This window comes from Enemella dayhoffiae (assembly GCF_002250625.1).
Taxonomy (GTDB): domain Bacteria; phylum Actinomycetota; class Actinomycetes; order Propionibacteriales; family Propionibacteriaceae; genus Enemella; species Enemella dayhoffiae.
Genome location: NZ_NMVQ01000044.1, coordinates 114,934 through 130,596 on the forward strand (window position 1 = coordinate 114,934; position 15,663 = coordinate 130,596).

The 15,663-nt window shown below is 70.4% G+C and carries 10 protein-coding genes and 1 tRNA gene; 8 read left to right on the forward strand and 3 right to left on the reverse strand.

The features are described from left to right. Positions 1-1,053 (forward strand): UDP-N-acetylmuramate dehydrogenase, encoded by a 1,053-nt coding sequence (locus tag CGZ93_RS15600; RefSeq protein ID WP_094365070.1) that lies wholly within the window; start codon positions 1-3, stop codon positions 1,051-1,053. A 25-nt stretch (positions 1,054-1,078) separates the two neighbouring features. After that, positions 1,079-2,887, forward strand: coding sequence for a malto-oligosyltrehalose trehalohydrolase (gene treZ, locus CGZ93_RS15605; protein WP_094365071.1), 1,809 nt, complete (start codon positions 1,079-1,081; stop codon positions 2,885-2,887). Positions 2,888-2,957: 70 nt separating this feature from the next. Here treZ and CGZ93_RS15610 read toward each other — a convergent pair whose 3' ends face one another. Continuing rightward, complete coding sequence (locus CGZ93_RS15610) at positions 2,958-3,812, reverse strand: type IV toxin-antitoxin system AbiEi family antitoxin domain-containing protein (protein WP_094365072.1); 855 nt, start codon at positions 3,810-3,812, stop codon at positions 2,958-2,960. 182 nt (positions 3,813-3,994) lie between these two features. Further along, a complete protein-coding gene (locus CGZ93_RS15615; protein ID WP_094365073.1) occupies positions 3,995-5,482 on the reverse strand; it encodes a long-chain-fatty-acid--CoA ligase in 1,488 nt (495 codons plus the stop codon). Positions 5,483-5,632: 150 nt separating this feature from the next. Between CGZ93_RS15615 and CGZ93_RS15620 the strand changes: the two genes are divergently transcribed. From CGZ93_RS15620 to CGZ93_RS15645, 5 genes are all read left to right on the forward strand, one after another. Then, positions 5,633-6,424 carry a hypothetical protein gene (locus CGZ93_RS15620; RefSeq protein ID WP_229117509.1) on the forward strand — a complete coding sequence of 264 codons (792 nt, stop codon included), beginning with the start codon at positions 5,633-5,635 and terminating at the stop codon, positions 6,422-6,424. Between the two features lie 1,635 nt (positions 6,425-8,059). Further along, positions 8,060-9,319, forward strand: a complete 1,260-nt coding sequence (locus CGZ93_RS19070) for a hypothetical protein (protein ID WP_176451803.1) — start codon at positions 8,060-8,062, stop codon at positions 9,317-9,319. 73 nt (positions 9,320-9,392) lie between these two features. Next, complete coding sequence (locus CGZ93_RS15635) at positions 9,393-10,382, forward strand: AAA family ATPase (RefSeq protein ID WP_229117510.1); 990 nt, start codon at positions 9,393-9,395, stop codon at positions 10,380-10,382. A gap of 23 nt (positions 10,383-10,405) precedes the next feature. Next, positions 10,406-11,737 (forward strand): DUF58 domain-containing protein, encoded by a 1,332-nt coding sequence (locus CGZ93_RS15640; protein ID WP_094365077.1) that lies wholly within the window; start codon positions 10,406-10,408, stop codon positions 11,735-11,737. Continuing rightward, complete coding sequence (locus CGZ93_RS15645; RefSeq protein ID WP_094365078.1) at positions 11,734-13,800, forward strand: transglutaminase-like domain-containing protein; 2,067 nt, start codon at positions 11,734-11,736, stop codon at positions 13,798-13,800. The genes CGZ93_RS15640 and CGZ93_RS15645 overlap by 4 nt, the downstream gene beginning before the upstream one ends. A gap of 42 nt (positions 13,801-13,842) precedes the next feature. On the opposite strand, the gene CGZ93_RS15650 is transcribed toward CGZ93_RS15645, so the two are convergent. Next, the gene (locus CGZ93_RS15650; RefSeq protein ID WP_176451804.1) at positions 13,843-15,396 is read right to left on the reverse strand and encodes a serine/threonine-protein kinase; all 1,554 of its coding nucleotides are present in this window, start codon (positions 15,394-15,396) and stop codon (positions 13,843-13,845) included. Positions 15,397-15,544: 148 nt separating this feature from the next. Between CGZ93_RS15650 and CGZ93_RS15655 the strand changes: the two genes are divergently transcribed. Continuing rightward, a tRNA-Trp gene (locus CGZ93_RS15655) sits at positions 15,545-15,617 on the forward strand. The last annotated feature ends 46 nt before the right edge of the window (positions 15,618-15,663 follow it).

Below are 15,663 nucleotides of genomic sequence, written 5' to 3' on the forward strand. Positions count from 1 at the left end.
ATGCGCTCAGGGAACGTGGGGGTGCGGTTGGCGGAGCTGACCACGCTGCGGGTCGGCGGACCGGCGCGGCGGCTGGTCAACGCGACCACCGAGGACGAACTCGTCGCGGCCGTGCGCGCGGCCGACGAGCGCGGGGAGCCGGTGCTGCTGGTCGGCGGCGGCTCCAACCTGCTGGTCGCCGATGAGGGTTTCGACGGGACCGTGATCCGAATCGCCGGCCGCGGCGTACACGTCGACACCCAGTCCTGTTCCGGCGCCTTCGTCACCGCGGCCGCCGGGGAGAACTGGGACGACATCGTCGCCCGCGCCGTCGCCGAGGGGTGGGTGGGCGTCGAGTGCCTGTCCGGGATCCCCGGGCTGGTCGGCGCGACGCCGATCCAGAACGTCGGGGCGTACGGCCAGGAGGTCGCGCAGACGATCGCCCGGGTCCGCACCTGGGACCGGCAGCGCGGCGAACTGCACACCTTCGCCGCCGCCGACTGCGGGTTCGGGTATCGCGACTCGCGGTTCAAGGCCGAGCCCGGCCGTTGGGTGGTGCTGTCGGTGGCGTTCCAGTTCGAGCTGGGTGAGCTGTCGGCGCCGATCCGGTACGCCGAGCTGGCGCGTCGGCTCGGGGTGGAGGCCGGCCAGCGGGTGCCGGCCGCGCACGCCCGGGAAACCGTGCTAGGGCTGCGCCGGGGCAAAGGGATGGTGCTCGACCCCGCCGATCACGACACCTGGAGCGCCGGCTCGTTCTTCACCAACCCGATCCTGGGCGCGGCCGAGGCGGCGGGGCTGCCCGAGGATGCGCCGCGGTTCCCGGCCGGCGACGGACTGGTCAAGTCCTCGGCCGCCTGGCTGATCGACCACGCCGGTTTCGGCCGCGGCTTCGGCGCCGAGGTCGGTACCGGGGCGGCGACCCTGTCCACCAAGCACACCCTGGCGCTCACCAACCGTGGCCGGGCGCGTGCCGGCGACGTGCTCGCACTGGCCCGGACGATCCAGGCCGGCGTACGCGAACGCTTCGGTGTCACCCTCGTCCCCGAACCGGTCCTGGTCGGCTGCCAGCTCTGAAATCCCACCACCCAAGGAGAATTCCATGAGCACTTCCGTCAGCTTCAAGGTGTGGGGTCCGACCGTGCAGCGGATGACCCTGCAGGTCAACGGCACCGCCCACGAGATGGCCAAGGGGCCGGACGCCTGGTGGCGGCCGAGCGAATATCTGCCGGACGAGTATTTCCGCAGCGGCAACGACTACGGCTATCTGGTCGACGACGGCGACACCCCGCTGCCCGACCCGCGCACCCGCTGGCAGCCCGACGGCCCGCACGGGCTGTCGCGCACCTATGACCTGGCCGACCACCAGTGGGGCGACCAGGCGTGGACCGGGCGCCAGCTCGCCGGCGGGGTGATCTATGAACTGCACGTCGGCACGTTCACCGCCGGTCCGGACGGCCGCGGCGGCACCCTCGACTCGGCGATCGAGCGGCTGGACCACCTGGTCGAGCTCGGCGTCGACTTCGTCGAGCTGATGCCGGTCAACGAGTTCAACGGCGAGCACGGCTGGGGTTACGACGGGGTCGACTGGTATGCGGTGCACCACGCCTACGGGGGCCCTGCGGCGTACCAACGGTTTGTGGACGCCTGCCACCAGCGCGGGCTGGGGGTGATCCAGGACGTCGTCTACAACCACCTCGGGCCGTCGGGGAACTATCTGCCGAGCTTCGGGCCCTACCTGAACGACGCGGTGCAGAGCCCGTGGGGAGCGGCGATCAACCTCGACGGGGAGGAGTCCGACGAGGTACGCCGCTACATCGTCGAGAACGCGCTGATGTGGCTACGCGACCTGCACGTCGACGGGCTGCGGCTGGACGCGGTGCACGCGCTGCTGGACCACCGCGCGGTGCATCTGCTGGAGGAGCTGTCCACCGAGGTGGACGCGCTCAGCGCGTTCGTCGGGCGGCCGTTGTCGCTGATCGCCGAGTCGGACCTGAACGACCCGCGGATGATCACCCCGCGGGAGGCGGGCGGTTATGGGTTGGCGGCGCAGTGGAGCGACGATTTCCACCACGCGCTCCTGGCGAACCTGACCGGCGACTCGTCGGGTTACTATGCCGACTTCGCCTCGCTGGAGGCGCTCGCCAAGGTGTTCCAGACCGGCTTCTTCCACGATGGCACGGTGTCCACCTTCCGCGGGCGGCGGCACGGGCGGCCGATGGACACCTCGCGTACGCCGACCTGGCGGCTGGTGGTCTGCTCGGACAACCACGACCAGATCGGCAACCGGGCCGACGGGCGGCGGCTGTCGAAGACGCTGACCAGCGACCAGCTGGTGCTGGCGGCGGCGCTGATCCTGCTCGGCCCCGGTACGCCGATGATCTTCATGGGTGAGGAGTGGGGAGCGGGGACGCCGTGGGCGTTCTTCACCTCGCATCCCGAACCCGAGTTGGGGGAGGCCGTGTCCAAGGGGCGGCTCGAGGAGTTCGCCAAGATGGAGTGGGGCGACGTCGAGGTGCCCGACCCGCAGGACGAGGCCACGTTCACCGGCAGCATCCTCGACTGGTCGGAGCTCGGCGAGGCGGAGCACGCGGAGCTGTTCGCCACCTACCGCGAGCTGATCCGGCTGCGGCGTACCCACCCCGACATCACCGATCCGCGGTTCGAGTGGACCTCGGTCGAGCACGACGCCGAGGACCGGTGGTTCCTGGTGGCGCGGGGTGAGCGGCTCACCATCGTGGTCAACTTCGGTGACGACGACGCCAACGTGCCGCTCGAGGACGACTCCGACTTCCTGTTCTCCCGCGGCGGGCTCGACCTCACCCGGACCGAGGACGGGTTCAACCTGCGGATGGACCCCTGGTCGATGGCCCTGCTCGAGCTGAAGGAGCGGCCGTACCCGCACGTGTGAGCGGGGTGTTGGAACGATCATGACCGGATCGGGGTCGTTCTCTCACTGGGCGAAAACGACCCCGATCCGGTCATGATCGTCGCCGGCGCCGGGGCCAGTAATGGTCGCCACGGCGGAGGATGGTCAGGATCGAAGCCTCTGCCTCCGCCCAACGGAACAGCACCTGCAGATAGCTCACCCGGATCACCAGATAGCCCAGCGCCAGCAGTTGCTGATCCCGAGGACGGTCCTCCTCATAGCCCGCTCCCTGGGAGTGGTGCTCATAGCTGTCCACCTCGATCACCAGCCGCTCGCCGACGAGCAGGTCGACCCTGCCGATGCCCGGGATCACCGCCTGTGGGCGCAGCTTGATCCCGCGGGACCGCAGCCGCAACCGGACCAGGGTCTCGGTGCCCGACTCGGCCCGGTCAACATGCTGCAGGGCTCGGCGGATCGCTCGCGGCTCGTCCGCGAGAAGGTGCTCGAGCTCGGTGCGGGTCAGCTTCTTCTTGTCCAGCGCCGAGTCGAGCAGCACCACGAACTCATGGGTGGAACGGCAGCGGCCGGCGCACAGCAACGACATCCCTATCGGGTCCACGGCCCGATGCACCGGTGGCCGGCGTCCGCTCGGGCGACAATCGACGACACCCTTCGGCAGCGGGCCGGTGAGCGCCTCGGGGCGCCGGACGTGCACCTGGTGGTGGGTCGGGGTCCACAAGCCGGCCAGTTTCAGAGCCGGCAGGCAGGTCAGTGCACCACCTGCCCGGACAGCGCGGAGCACCGGGTCGGAAACGTAGGAGCCACCTCGATACCAGCCGCGGCGAACCCGGCTGAGCACCCCGCGGCGGACCAGATCCTGGGTCTCGCGATGATCCACGCCGACGCGTCGCAGCTGGGCCGCAGAGAGCACACCGTGATTTGCGGCGAGCAGTTGATGGACATCCATGCCAGCACGGTGGCGGTGCGAGCCCGGATCGTGCCCATCGGACCCGGCACCTGTGGACAACGTGGGCCGGCAGCTGACCTGTGGAAAACAGGGCCTGCGCAATGATCATGACCGGATCGGGGTCGTTTTCGCACTGCGCGAAAACGACCCCGATCCGGTCATGATCATGTTGGGGCGGAGGCTCAGAGTTCGATGGCTCGCTTGAGGATCTTGCCGGTGGGGCCCTTGGGTAGGACGCCGAACTTCACCTTGCGCGGATACTTGTACGCCGCCAGCTGGCCGGAGCAGAAGTCGATCAACTCCTGCTCGGTGGCGCTGGCGCCCTCCTTCAGGGTGACCACGGCCGCGATCTCCTCACCCACCCGGTCATCGGGTACGCCCAGCACCGCGGCCTCGGCGACGGCCGGGTGGGTGTAGAGCACTTCCTCGATCTCACGCGGGTAGACGTTGAAACCGTTGCGGATGATCATGTCCTTCTTGCGGTCGACGATGAAATAGAACCCGTCGTCGTCGCGGGTGGCCAGGTCGCCGGTGCGGAACCAGCCGTCGGCGTCGACCGCCTCGGCGGTGGCCTCGGGGTTGTTCCAGTAGCCCTTCATCACGTTCTCGCCGCGGATCCAGATCTCGCCCACGCTGTGCGGCTCGTGCACCTCGTTGCCATCGGCGTTCACCAGCTTCAGCTCGACGCCGCGGATCGGCGTACCGATCGAACCCGCCTTGGCCGGGCGGTCCGGGTGGTTGAAGGAGGCGACCGGTGAGGTCTCCGACAGCCCATACCCCTCGAGCAGCTTGAACCCGAACGCGGTCTGCACCCCGTTCAGCACCTCCACCGGCAGGGAAGCCCCACCCGAGGCGCCCAGCCGTAGGGTCGAGGTGTCGTGCTCCCCCTTGGCCGCCTCGGCGAGCAGCGCCATATACATCGTCGGCACGCCCATGAACAGGGTTACCTTGTCCGCAGCGATCATCCGCAGCGCCTCGGCCCCGTCGAAGCGGGGCAGCAGGTTCAGGCAGGCGCCGCCGGCGACGCCGGCGTTCATCGCACAGGTCTGCCCGAAGGAGTGGAACAGCGGCAGCCCGCCGAAGATCACGTCACCGGGCACGATGTCGAACAGGGTGTCGATCGTGCTGCGTACGTTGGTGCCGATGTTGCTGTGGCTCAGCTCGGCGCCCTTGGGCCGGCCGGTGGTGCCGGAGGTGTAGAAGATCACCGCGGTGTCGGAGCCGTCCCGCTCGGCCACCTCGGTCCGCGGGGTGAGCCCGGCCAGCTCCTGCTCGAACTCGCCCGGGGCGACCACCCACACCGGCGTACCCGTCTCCTCGGCAGCCGCCCGCGCCTCCTCGGCGAACATCGCGAAGACCACCGCCGCGGTCGCCTGGGCGTCGCGCCAGGCGTACGCCACCTCCCGCGCCTTGAGCAGCGGGTTGAGCGGCACCACCACCGCCCCCAGCCGCAGGATCCCGTAGTACACGACCGGGAAGTAGGCGACGTTGGGCATGGTCAGCGCCACCCGGTCGCCGGGGCCGATGCCGAGTTCGGCGAGTCGGGCCGCGGCCCGGGCACTGGCATCGTTGAGGGCGGCGAAGGTGAGCACAGTGTCACCCTGCTTGACGGCGGGGAGCTCGGGGTCGCCGGCGGCGCGGTCGGCGAGCCAGTGCGCGATGTTCGACATGACGGGATTCTAGGGATCCCGAGCCGACCGGGACAGGGGTGTGTGACCCCGCCCGGCCGATAGCCTGACCGTCACCGGGGGCCCACGAGCCCGCGCGCGGGACAGGCGAAAGGACTGAGGGTGCTTCGAGTCGAGGTCAGAATGGCCGGGATGCCGGCGGTGGTGCTCGGCTCGCACGAGTCCCTGGTGTTCGGCCGCGCGCCGCACGCCAACCTGCCGGAGGAGGAGGGCGACGCCACCCTGCAGATGACCACCCTGGCCCTGCCGCAGTCGACCGCGCACACCTCGCGCATCCTCGGTGAGCTGGTGGTCGGTGACGACATCGTCCGGCTGCGCTGGCACGGCAGCACCGAGGCACAGCTGTCCAGCCTGTTCGAGGCTCCGGGAGGGGCACGGCGGGTCACCCTGGTCAAGGGGATGACCGCGCTGCTCGACGAGGGCGAGAACACCGTCACCGTGCTGCGCGGCCGCCAGGGGCTGCAGGCCAACCAGTTCGACGACCTGACCCTGGCGCTGAACGTCTCCTCGGCCTCGGCGACCTCGAGCTACACACCGCAGCACGAGGACGACGTCGACATGACCGCGCCGGCGCCAAACCTGGGCAAGGGCACCAAGGAGTGGTTCGTCGCGCTCGCACTGGCCGAGCCCTGGCTGGTCGGCGACGACTCCTATCCGCGCCCCCCGTCGAACCGCGAGATCTACGAGCGGGTGCTCGGCTGGCACGGGTACGCCTGGAACCTGGACCGGCCGCAGCGGGTGGACGACGCGATCCGGATCATCTCCCGGATCGCCTTCGGCCCTCGCGACGACCCGTTCTCGGGACCCGGCACCAAGCGGGTGCAGAACGTACGCTTCGCCATCGGCCGCCGGGCCGCCGAGGTCCGGCTGGTCACGGCCGAGGACCTCGCCGAGGTGTACGCCCGGGCCCGCAGACCGGATTGATCCGCCCGCATCGACCTCCTCCGGGTGGAGTTTGACCCGGCCGGTTTGTGATGATGGGCCCACCCCGAAAGAAGGGGCGAAGGCGTACAACTCGGAGCACTCCTCCGGCATCGTGCAGCGCCACGTCAACAACTGACCGTTTCGGGTACGCCCCGCGCGGGACTCGTTCGGGCGGTACGGGCCGGTGAGCGACCGGCGAAAAAAGGGAAACTTCCGCCCCCGCGCCGCCCGCGATGTGGGCCCCAGGGTTGGCGCCTGACCCCGGTGTCCGCGACCATGGGGAAGTAAGAGTTCGACGAATCCGAGACGTAACCCGGGGAGATCATGCGCTTGAAAACTCAGCTGTCTGGTCTGGTGCGGCGGTTGCCGCGTGGTCGTGCTGTGGCGAATGCGTCGGTGGTGTCTGCGGTGGCGTTGGGTGTTGTGGGTGTGATGTTGGGGTCGGGGGTGGCTTCGACTGCGTTGGGTGTGTCGGATGGTGTGACGTGGTTGGGGGATTCGGCGTCGGGTGAGGTGTTGCAGTACAACCCGTCGACGCGTCGGGTGGAGCGGTCTGTGCGGGTGGGGGCTGCGGGTGATCCGTTGGAGGTGTCGCAGGCTTCTGGTGGGGTTGCGGTGCGTAATGGGCGTACTGGTGAGGTGGTTTCGGTTGATTTGGCGTCGTCTGGGGTGGGGCGGCGTGCGGGTGGTGAGCGGTCTCGGGTGGTGATGGCTCGGGGTTTGATGGTGGTGGTTGATTCGAGTCGTGGTTTGGTGTCTCGGGTTGATCCGGTGCGTGGGGTGGATGTGGGGTCGCCGTTCCGGGTGGATGGTGAGTTGGTGTCGGGGGTGGCTGATGAGGATGGCACGGTGTGGGTGGCTACTTCGTCGGGTGCGTTGTTGGGGTTGCGGTGGGATGAGGCGTCGGCTGGTTTTGTGAGGTTGGTGGAGCGTCGGTTGGTGCATCCGGTGTCGGGGGGTGCGGTGTTGGCGCCGCATGTGCGGGGTGCGACGTTGTTTGATCCTCGGGTGGGTTTGTTGGCTCAGGTGGGGACGGGTCGTGATGTGGAGGAGCAGGACAATCGGTTGATTGGTGCTGATCCGACGTCGGTGTTGGGTCCTTCGGATCTGGTGCCGGCGGCGTTGACGGATCAGTCGGCGGTGGTGTTGCTGGATGGTGGGGTGTTGAAGCAGTTCCCGACGGCGGGGATGGGGTGTGATCGTCCGGTTGATCCGGTGGCGTTCAACGATGTGGTGTATGTGGTGTGTCAGGGGTCGTCGAAGGTGATTCGGTTGACTCGTTCTGGTGCGCCGGCGGGGCCTGATATTCGGACGCCTGGGGTGCGTGATGCGGAGCCGGTGGCTGATGAGGGTCGGTTGGTGTTGAACGTGTCGGGTGCGGATGAGGGTATTGAGGTTGATCGGGGTGGTAACGAGACGAAGTTTGATCGGCGTTCGCGGGGTGTGCAGGGTTTGGATGTGGCGCCTGGTGATGGTGTGGGTGCTGTGGTGGGTCGGGAGTCGGCGCGGCAGGATTTGCGGGGTGAGCCGGTTCGGGGTTCTGGGTCTGGTGGGAGTGTGAACACTTCGTTGGATCAGTTTGGTTCTCGGGATGAGGTTGTTTCGGGTGGTCGGGGTCGTGGGTCGTCGTTGGGGGTGGGGGTCGAGGTCCCCGGCGCCGACGAGATCCGCTCCGAGCGCCAGGAGACCGCGAACGAGAACCGCAGCCCGGCCAACGGAAACGGCAACCAGGGCAAAGGCAACGGAAACCGCGGCAACGGCAACGGCAACTCCGGTGGCACCGATCCCGCCGACTTCGAGCAAGGCAACGGCAACGGCAACGGCAACGGCAACGGCAGGGGCGGCCAGGTCGAGGTCCCGCTGCCGACGGAGGAACCTGCGCCCAGCAAATCCCCCGTACCCGTCCCGACCGAGACCCCGGGCGAGCCGGCCGAACCCGGCAACGGGAACGGGAACGGCAACGGGAACCACGGAACGCCGCGGGCCAGCGCCAGCGGCACCCCCGAGCCGGGGTCGACCGCCACGGCCACCTCGTCGAGCACGAGCACCGCGACGGCCACGAGCACCGGGACACCGAGACCGAGCGCGACCGGAAGCGGCGGTCCGACGACCACGCGTACGCCGGGCGCCAGCGCTCCGACCACGGTTGAGCCGACAACCTCGCGTACGCCGAGCGCCAGCTCTCCTACCACGGTGAAGCCGACGACGGTGAGGCCGACGACCACGCGGCCGACCAGCGCAGCCCCGACCACGGTCAGGCCGACGCCGACCAAGACGCTGACGCTTACCAACCCGCCGGAGCCGACCAAGCCGACCAACCCGACCACCAAGGCGACCAAGAGCCAGCCGCCGACGCCGACCGCCTCGGTCAACTCGGTGTCCGCCAAGGGGGCCGCCAACGGCTCTGTGACCGTGAGCTGGACCGGTTCCGGCACGAGCTTCAAGGTCACCGTGGGCGGCAAGTCGCAGACGGTGGCGGGCGGCCAACGCTCGGCCACGCTGACCGGGTTCAGCCCGGGCTCCTATCAGGTCACCGTGACCGCGGGCAGCTCGTCGAAGTCGACGAGCGTGACGGTCCCGCGTCAGCAGGCGACCCAGAACCCGACGACCAAGCCGCCGACCACCACCCAGGCACCGGCCAAGCCGCCGGCACAGCCCACCGGCCTGAGCGGTACGCACAGCGGCACCTCGGCGACGGTGTCGTTCAACAAGGTGGCCGGCGCGACCAAGTATGAGATCTATTGCAACGATGTCGGCTCCAAAGTGATCACCGGCACCTCCGGCACCGTCTCGTGCGGCGCCTCCTCGGCGGGCAAGCCGGTGAAGGTCGGCGTACGCGCGATCAACTCGGCGGGCGCGTCCGGCGTCGCCCAGGCGTACGCCAAGGGGACCTGAGCGGTCCGTGGACCGAACGGCCCCGGGCCCCGCTAGCGTGGGGCCCGGCAGCCGATCGAGCCTGAGGAGCGATGTGACCACTGACCAGCTCAACCAGCCGGTGCCCGATCAGGTGATCGGCGACTTCCGCGGTCTGCACCGCCACCTCGGCGACGCCGTCGAATCGGTGCTGCACGGCAAGCGTGAGGTGATCGACCTGGTCCTGGTGGCCCTGTTCGCTGGCGGCCACGTGCTGCTGGAGGACGTGCCCGGCACCGGGAAGACCACCCTCGCCCGCGCCCTGGCCCGGGCTCTCGGCGGAGACTCGCGGCGGGTCCAGTTCACCCCGGACCTGCTGCCCGCTGATGTCACCGGCACCTCGGTGTTCAACCCGGGTGACGGTCAGGTCCGGTTCCGGCCCGGGCCGGTGTTCACCAACGTGCTGCTGGCCGACGAGATCAACCGCGCCGCCGCCAAGACCCAGTCCGCGCTGCTCGAGGTGATGGAGGAGCGGACGGTCACCGTCGACGGCATCTCGCATCGCGTACCAGACCCGATGCTGGTCGTCGCCACCCAGAACCCGATCGACCTCGACGGCACCTATCGGCTGCCCGAGGCGCAGCTGGACCGGTTCCTGATCCGGATCGCCATCGGCTATCCGTCGGCCGGACACGAGATGGACATCCTGCGGCCCGGCTCGCGGGCCGGGCGTACCGACGCCATCGAACCCGTCACCAGCCCGGCCGACGTCGCCCGGATCTCCCAGTCGCTGACCGCGATCCACATCGCCGACCCGATCCTCGCCTACGTACGCCGGCTCGGCGAGACCGCGCGCAACGACCAGCGGCTGCGACTCGGCGCCTCCACCCGCGGGCTGCGGGCGCTGGTGCGCTGCTGCCAGGTGTACGCCGCCGCCCAGGGCCGCAACTTCGTCATCCCGACCGATGTCCAGGTCCTGGCCGCACCGGTGCTGGCCCACCGCGTCATCCTGACCCGCGAGGCGGATCTGGCCGGGGAGAGCGGGTCCTCGGTGGTCGAGGACCTGATCGCCCGGGTCGAGGTGCCCCAGCCCGAGGCCCGCTGAGCCGGGTGAGCCGTCCTGCGCCCGTGGGGGGCCGTCCGGCTTCGGCGGCCTCGGCCGACCTCACCACCGAGCACCCGGTGGTGGGCGTACCTACCTCCGCCTCGGCGGTCCCGCCACCCGCCAGCCGCGCCACCCCACGCCCGCGCCAGCAGGCCCGCCCGGTCCGGCGCGCGTTCTGGCTGCTCAGCACCCGCGGCCTGGCCCTGCTGCTGGTGGCTCTGGTCCTGCTCGGCGCCGGGCTCCTCTGGCGCTATTCGACGCTGATCGGGGTGGCCGCCGCGCTCGGGCTGGCACTGCTGCTCGATCTGGTCGCGGTCGCCTGGCCGTTCCGGATCCGGGTACGCCGCGAGGTCACCCCGCCGGTGGTGGAGCGGCACGGGCTGTGCACCGCACGACTGACGGTGACCGGGCGTACGCCGGGACTGGCCCGGACCACCCTGACCGACAGCGTCGGACCCAGCCACGGACCCGACGAGCGGCGCCAGGAGCTGCAGGTCGACCTGGACGCCGGCGAACTGGACTATCGCGTGCCCACTCCGCGCCGCGGCCTGCTCCAGGTTGGACCGCTGACCATGCACCGGGTCGGGGTGTTCGGGCTCACCCTGACCTCGCGACCGCAGGGCGAGGTCGACCACGTCCGGGTGCTGCCCCGCAGCATCCCGATCCGTGAGATGGCCCGCGGTCGTCGGCGCTCCGCGGTGGGTGCCGACGAGTCGGTCGAGCACGGCGGCACCGACCTGGTCGGGCTGCACGAATACGTCCCCGGAGACGACCTGCGGCGGTTGCACTGGGCGACCTCGGCGCGAACCGGGATCCTGATGGTGCGCGACGACGCCGACCCGTCCACCCCGCACCTGACCGTGGTGCTGGACGACACCGGACCCCACTACAGCGACCACGGGCAGGCCGAGACCGACTTCGAGGACGCCGTCGAGGTGGCGTTCGCGTTGTGCCGGGCCGCGATCCAGCACAACCACCCGGTGCACCTGGTCACCCTCTCCGGGGCCGTCGACGTCGCGGTCAGCGAACGGATCGGCGCCGCCGAGGTCGACGCCCAGCGGGTGTACGCCGCGCTGGCCGAGGTGCAGCCCGGTGGCGATCCCAACGAGGACCCCACCCGCGGGATGCGGCTGCCGGCCCGGGCGCTCGACTCGGTCGCGGTGGTCAGCGGCGCCGAGGCGCGGGTCGACGTGCTCGCCTCGATCGCCGCCCGCGGCGCCACCGGGGTGGTGCTGGTGCTCGACAACTCGGGCGGTGAGCAGATCTCCACCGCGGCGGGTGCCGGCGGCGTGCGCGTGCTCCGGGCGCCCCGCTCGCTCGACCTGGCGCGACTGTGGGATCGGGTGGTCGGATGAGCAGTGTTGCCGCAGCCGGTTCCGGCGGGCTGACCGGCGCTGGACCGGTCGCCCGCTGGGTGGTCAGCGTCCTGGTGCTCGGCCTCGGTACCGCGGCGTTGAGCACCGCCTGGCAAAACTGGGCGGCCTGGCCGCTGCTGCTGCTGGCCGGGCTCGCCGGCGCCGCTGCGGCGTACGGAATGGCGCGCGCGAAGGTGTTCTTCGCGCTCCGGCTGCTGGTGCTGGCGCTGGTCCCGGCGATCGGGATGGTGCTGGTCGGCCGGCAACAGGGGCTCGCCCCGCTGGACGCGCTGAGCAGGCTGGTCCCGACCCTGCTCACGTCCCCCTTTCCGGCGCCGGTCACGTTGCCGCTGCTGCTGCCCGGGCTGGCCGCGGTCTGGCTGATCGGCGGCCTGCTCGGCGGTCTGCTGACCTGGCGGACCTTCTTCCTGCCACCGCTGCTCGCCGGGCTGGGGCTGCTGGTGCTGGCCGACCTGCTGACCGCGGGCGGCTCGGACCGGCTCGGGCTGGTCAGCTTCGGTCTGGTGACGGTGGTGCTCGCCTACTGGAGTGGCTGGTCGGGTCGCCGTCGCCCCGGTCTGCCGGTCGGTGTCTGGCTCGCCGCACTCCTCGGGTTGGTCGCCCTGGCGGTCGGGTTCGTCTTCGTCGGTACGCCGTACCAGCCGCGGGAGTCGGTGCCCCGGCCGGCCGAGCGGACCTCGGAGCCGAACCCGCTGCCGATGATGGGCTACTGGGCCGAGCACCCCGATGAGGAGATCCTGCGCCGCAGCGGCGACACCTATCCGCTGCACCTGGTGGTGCTGCCCGACTACGACGGGGTCACCTTCACCACCACCAGCGAGTATTCCGACTTCGGGGACATCAGGACCCCACTGCTCCCGGCCGGGCGCTACCGCAAGGAGCTCACCACCACCGTCACCATGAAGACCACCAGCCGCTGGCTGCCGGCACCCGGGGTGCCGAGCCGGATCAGCGTGCCGGAGGCGCGGATCGACGTCGACACCGGTTCGGTGATCAGCCCCCAGCCACCGAACGGGGGAGTGGTGAGTTACACGGTCACCGGCAGCGTGGACGCCCCCCGGATGGCCGAGCTGGCCGGAGCCAACGTCGGCGAGGCGGAGCGTTACACCAACCTGCCCGCCGCCCCACCGGAGTTCGAGGCGTACGCCAAGGAGATCACCAAGGACTCGGTCACCTTCCTCGAGCAGACTCAGGCGTTGGAACGGGCGCTGAAGTCGGAGCGGAAGTTCGTACCCACCGCCCCTGGCGGCTCCTCGCTGCCCCGGCTGAGCACCTTCCTGTTCGCCCCCGAGGAACGCGGCGGACGGGTGGGGACCTCCGAGCAGTTCGCGAGCTCCTTCGCGGTGCTCGCCCGATCTCTGGGCATCCCGACCCGGGTCGTGGTCGGTTTCGGTGCCGGCTCGCCGCTGGCCAGCGATCCGCAGGTGAACGTGGTCCGCGGCCGGGACGCGCTGGCCTGGCCGGAGGTCTATTTCGTGGACTACGGCTGGGTGCCGTTCAACCCGACCCCTGACCTCACCTCGCTGCAGCCGCCCGTCGAGGGTCGGCAGAGCAGGCCGGCGCCGCCCCCGCCCGTACCGACGCCCAACCCGACCGATGAGCAGGACCCACCGCCCGGCCGTCAGGAGGACCTGTGGTGGCTGCTGCCCGCCGGCATCGGTGGTGGCGTGCTGCTGACCGGGTTGGGGTTGGCGCTCGCCCGGGTGGTACGCCGGCGCCGCCAGCAGCGTGGAGGAGCGGTCGGGGCCTGGTTGCTGCTGCGGGACTCGTTCCGGCTGTCCGGGCGGCGGATGGACCCGACCCGGCCGGCCGCCGCCCTGGCCGCCGACACCGGCGTACCGGAGGCCGATGCCGTGGCGCGCGCCGCGGAGGCCGACAGCTTCGCGCCGCGGGGGGAGGGGGCGGAGGTCTGGCCGCAGGCCCGGACCGCCGATCGCGCGCTGCGGCGGCAGACGAGCTGGTGGCGTCGGCTGCTCTGGGGGATCAGCCCCGCGGTGTGGTTCCAGCCCGTTGGCCGGCGGGGACGGCGTCGGGCTGGGTGAGGAGTGGGTGGCTTCGACAGGCTCAGCCACCGGTGAGCGCGGTCAGCGGGGGATTTCCTTGCAGACCCAGTCGGCGCCGACCCGGCCGTCCTTGACCCCGCCGACGAGGAAGCACACCTGGCGCCAGTTCGGGTCGATCGGGGCGGTGACCTGGCGGCGGCTGGCCGGTTCGTCCTCGTTGAACGAGTCGAGTTGCTCCTTGCTGCCGGCCACCTTCCACTTCCAGCCGGTGGGCGCGTCCACCCCCTTCTCCCAGGTGGCGGTGGCGTTCTTCCCCTCCACCTTCACGTCCAGATTGCGGGGGGCCAGGTTGGGGTCCATCGCGCTGTTCTGGCTCGGTGTCGCGCTGGGCGCGGCCGACGGTACCGGGGAGGTCACCTCCTCAGCACCACTCTGTGGCCGGTTGAGCAGGGTCAGGACCACGACCAGCAGCACCCCGAGCGCCACCCCACCGAGGGTGATCGCCAGCAGCGGCGGTTTCTTCCGCGGCGGCTCCGGTTCGGCGGCCGAGGCGGGTGAGTACGCCGAGACCGCGGCGGGCGTGTACGCCGAGGCGGGGGTGTACGCCGAGGCCGGACCGGGCAGCCCGGTCCCGGGGTCGATCTCCCGGAAGCGCAGCGAGGTCAGGTCGGCGGTGTTCGACAGCTGCCCGGGCGCCCCGGTCCACCCGTGCGGGGCGACCACCGTGGTCGGCGCGGGGGCCACGGTCGGGCTCGGGTGCGGGTCACCGGTGGACCAGTTCCTCGTCTCGGTGCGCACCATCGCCAGGGCGTCGCGCAACTCACCGGCAGAGCCGAACCGCTCGGCCGGGTCCTTGCGCAGGGCCCGGCCGATGATCGCGTGCAGCATCGGCGGCAGGTCCGGGCGCAGCAGCGGACGCGGCGCCTCCAGGCGTACCCGTTTGATGTAGGCGAGCGCCGAATCGGGCTCCCCGTCGGTCCGGGTGAACGGCGGTTTCCCGTCGAGCAGGTGGAACAGGGTGGCGCCCAGGGAGAAGATGTCGTCCGACTCCGAGGGGGCGTACCCGTCCAGCACCTGTGGGGAGGCGTGGCGATAGGAGAAGCGGTCCGAGCTGGAGGTGTGCGCCGAGTCGATCAGTCGGGCGATGCCGAAGTCGGCGAGCACATAGCTGGTCGGTAGGATCAGGATGTTCTGCGGCTTCACGTCGCGGTGCAGCACGCCCTTGCCGTGGGCGAAGGAGAGCGCATCGGCGACCACGGTGCCGACGTTGACCACCTCGTCGGCCGTGAGCTGTCCGTAGGCTGCGAGTCGCTGGTCCAGCGAACCGAGCTCGTAGTAGTCCATCACGATGCATGGCCGGCCCCGGCTGGAGGTGCCGATCTGGAGCACCTTCGCGATATTGGGGTGCTGCCGGCCGAGCGAGACCATCAGTTGGACCTCGCGGGTGAAGCGACGGATCGATTCCTCGTCGTCGACCATCAACACCTTGATGGCGACGTCGCGGTCGAGGGCGTCCTGGACGGCGCGGTACACCGTGGCGTCGCCGCCACGACCGATCTCCTGCCAGCCGGAGAAGCCCGCCAGGGTTTCCGGGGGGCTCGTCTGGCCGGGCACGGAGGCCCAATTCCCGCTCACGCCACCCCTTCGCTCGAGGTTCGGATCCGCAACTCTTTCTACCACGTATCCGGTCCGTATCCGGTTCGACGTTTTTTCCGAAAGCACGTATGCTCAACTTCTTGGTGGCAGCACCAGACTCGGGCGTGCCCGGGAACGGAGCCACCGGACGGCAATAGCTCAATTGGCAGAGCATCGGTCTCCAAAACCGAAGGTTGGGGGTTCAAGTCCCTCTTGCCGTGCGAGACGACCGGGCCCGCGTTCGCTCCCTGGAGCGTGGCGGCCGGG

Bases quoted from the DNA above. Each gene is read 5' to 3' on its own strand.
- CGZ93_RS15600 (WP_094365070.1), top strand. From the start codon at position 1: ATGCGCTCAGGGAACGTGGGGGTGCGGTTGGCGGAGCTGACCACGCTG.
- treZ (WP_094365071.1), top strand. From the start codon at position 1,079: ATGAGCACTTCCGTCAGCTTCAAGGTGTGGGGTCCGACCGTGCAGCGG.
- CGZ93_RS15610 (WP_094365072.1), bottom strand. From the start codon at position 3,812: ATGGATGTCCATCAACTGCTCGCCGCAAATCACGGTGTGCTCTCTGCG.
- CGZ93_RS15615 (WP_094365073.1), bottom strand. From the start codon at position 5,482: ATGTCGAACATCGCGCACTGGCTCGCCGACCGCGCCGCCGGCGACCCC.
- CGZ93_RS15620 (WP_229117509.1), top strand. From the start codon at position 5,633: ATGCCGGCGGTGGTGCTCGGCTCGCACGAGTCCCTGGTGTTCGGCCGC.
- CGZ93_RS15645 (WP_094365078.1), top strand. From the start codon at position 11,734: ATGAGCAGTGTTGCCGCAGCCGGTTCCGGCGGGCTGACCGGCGCTGGA.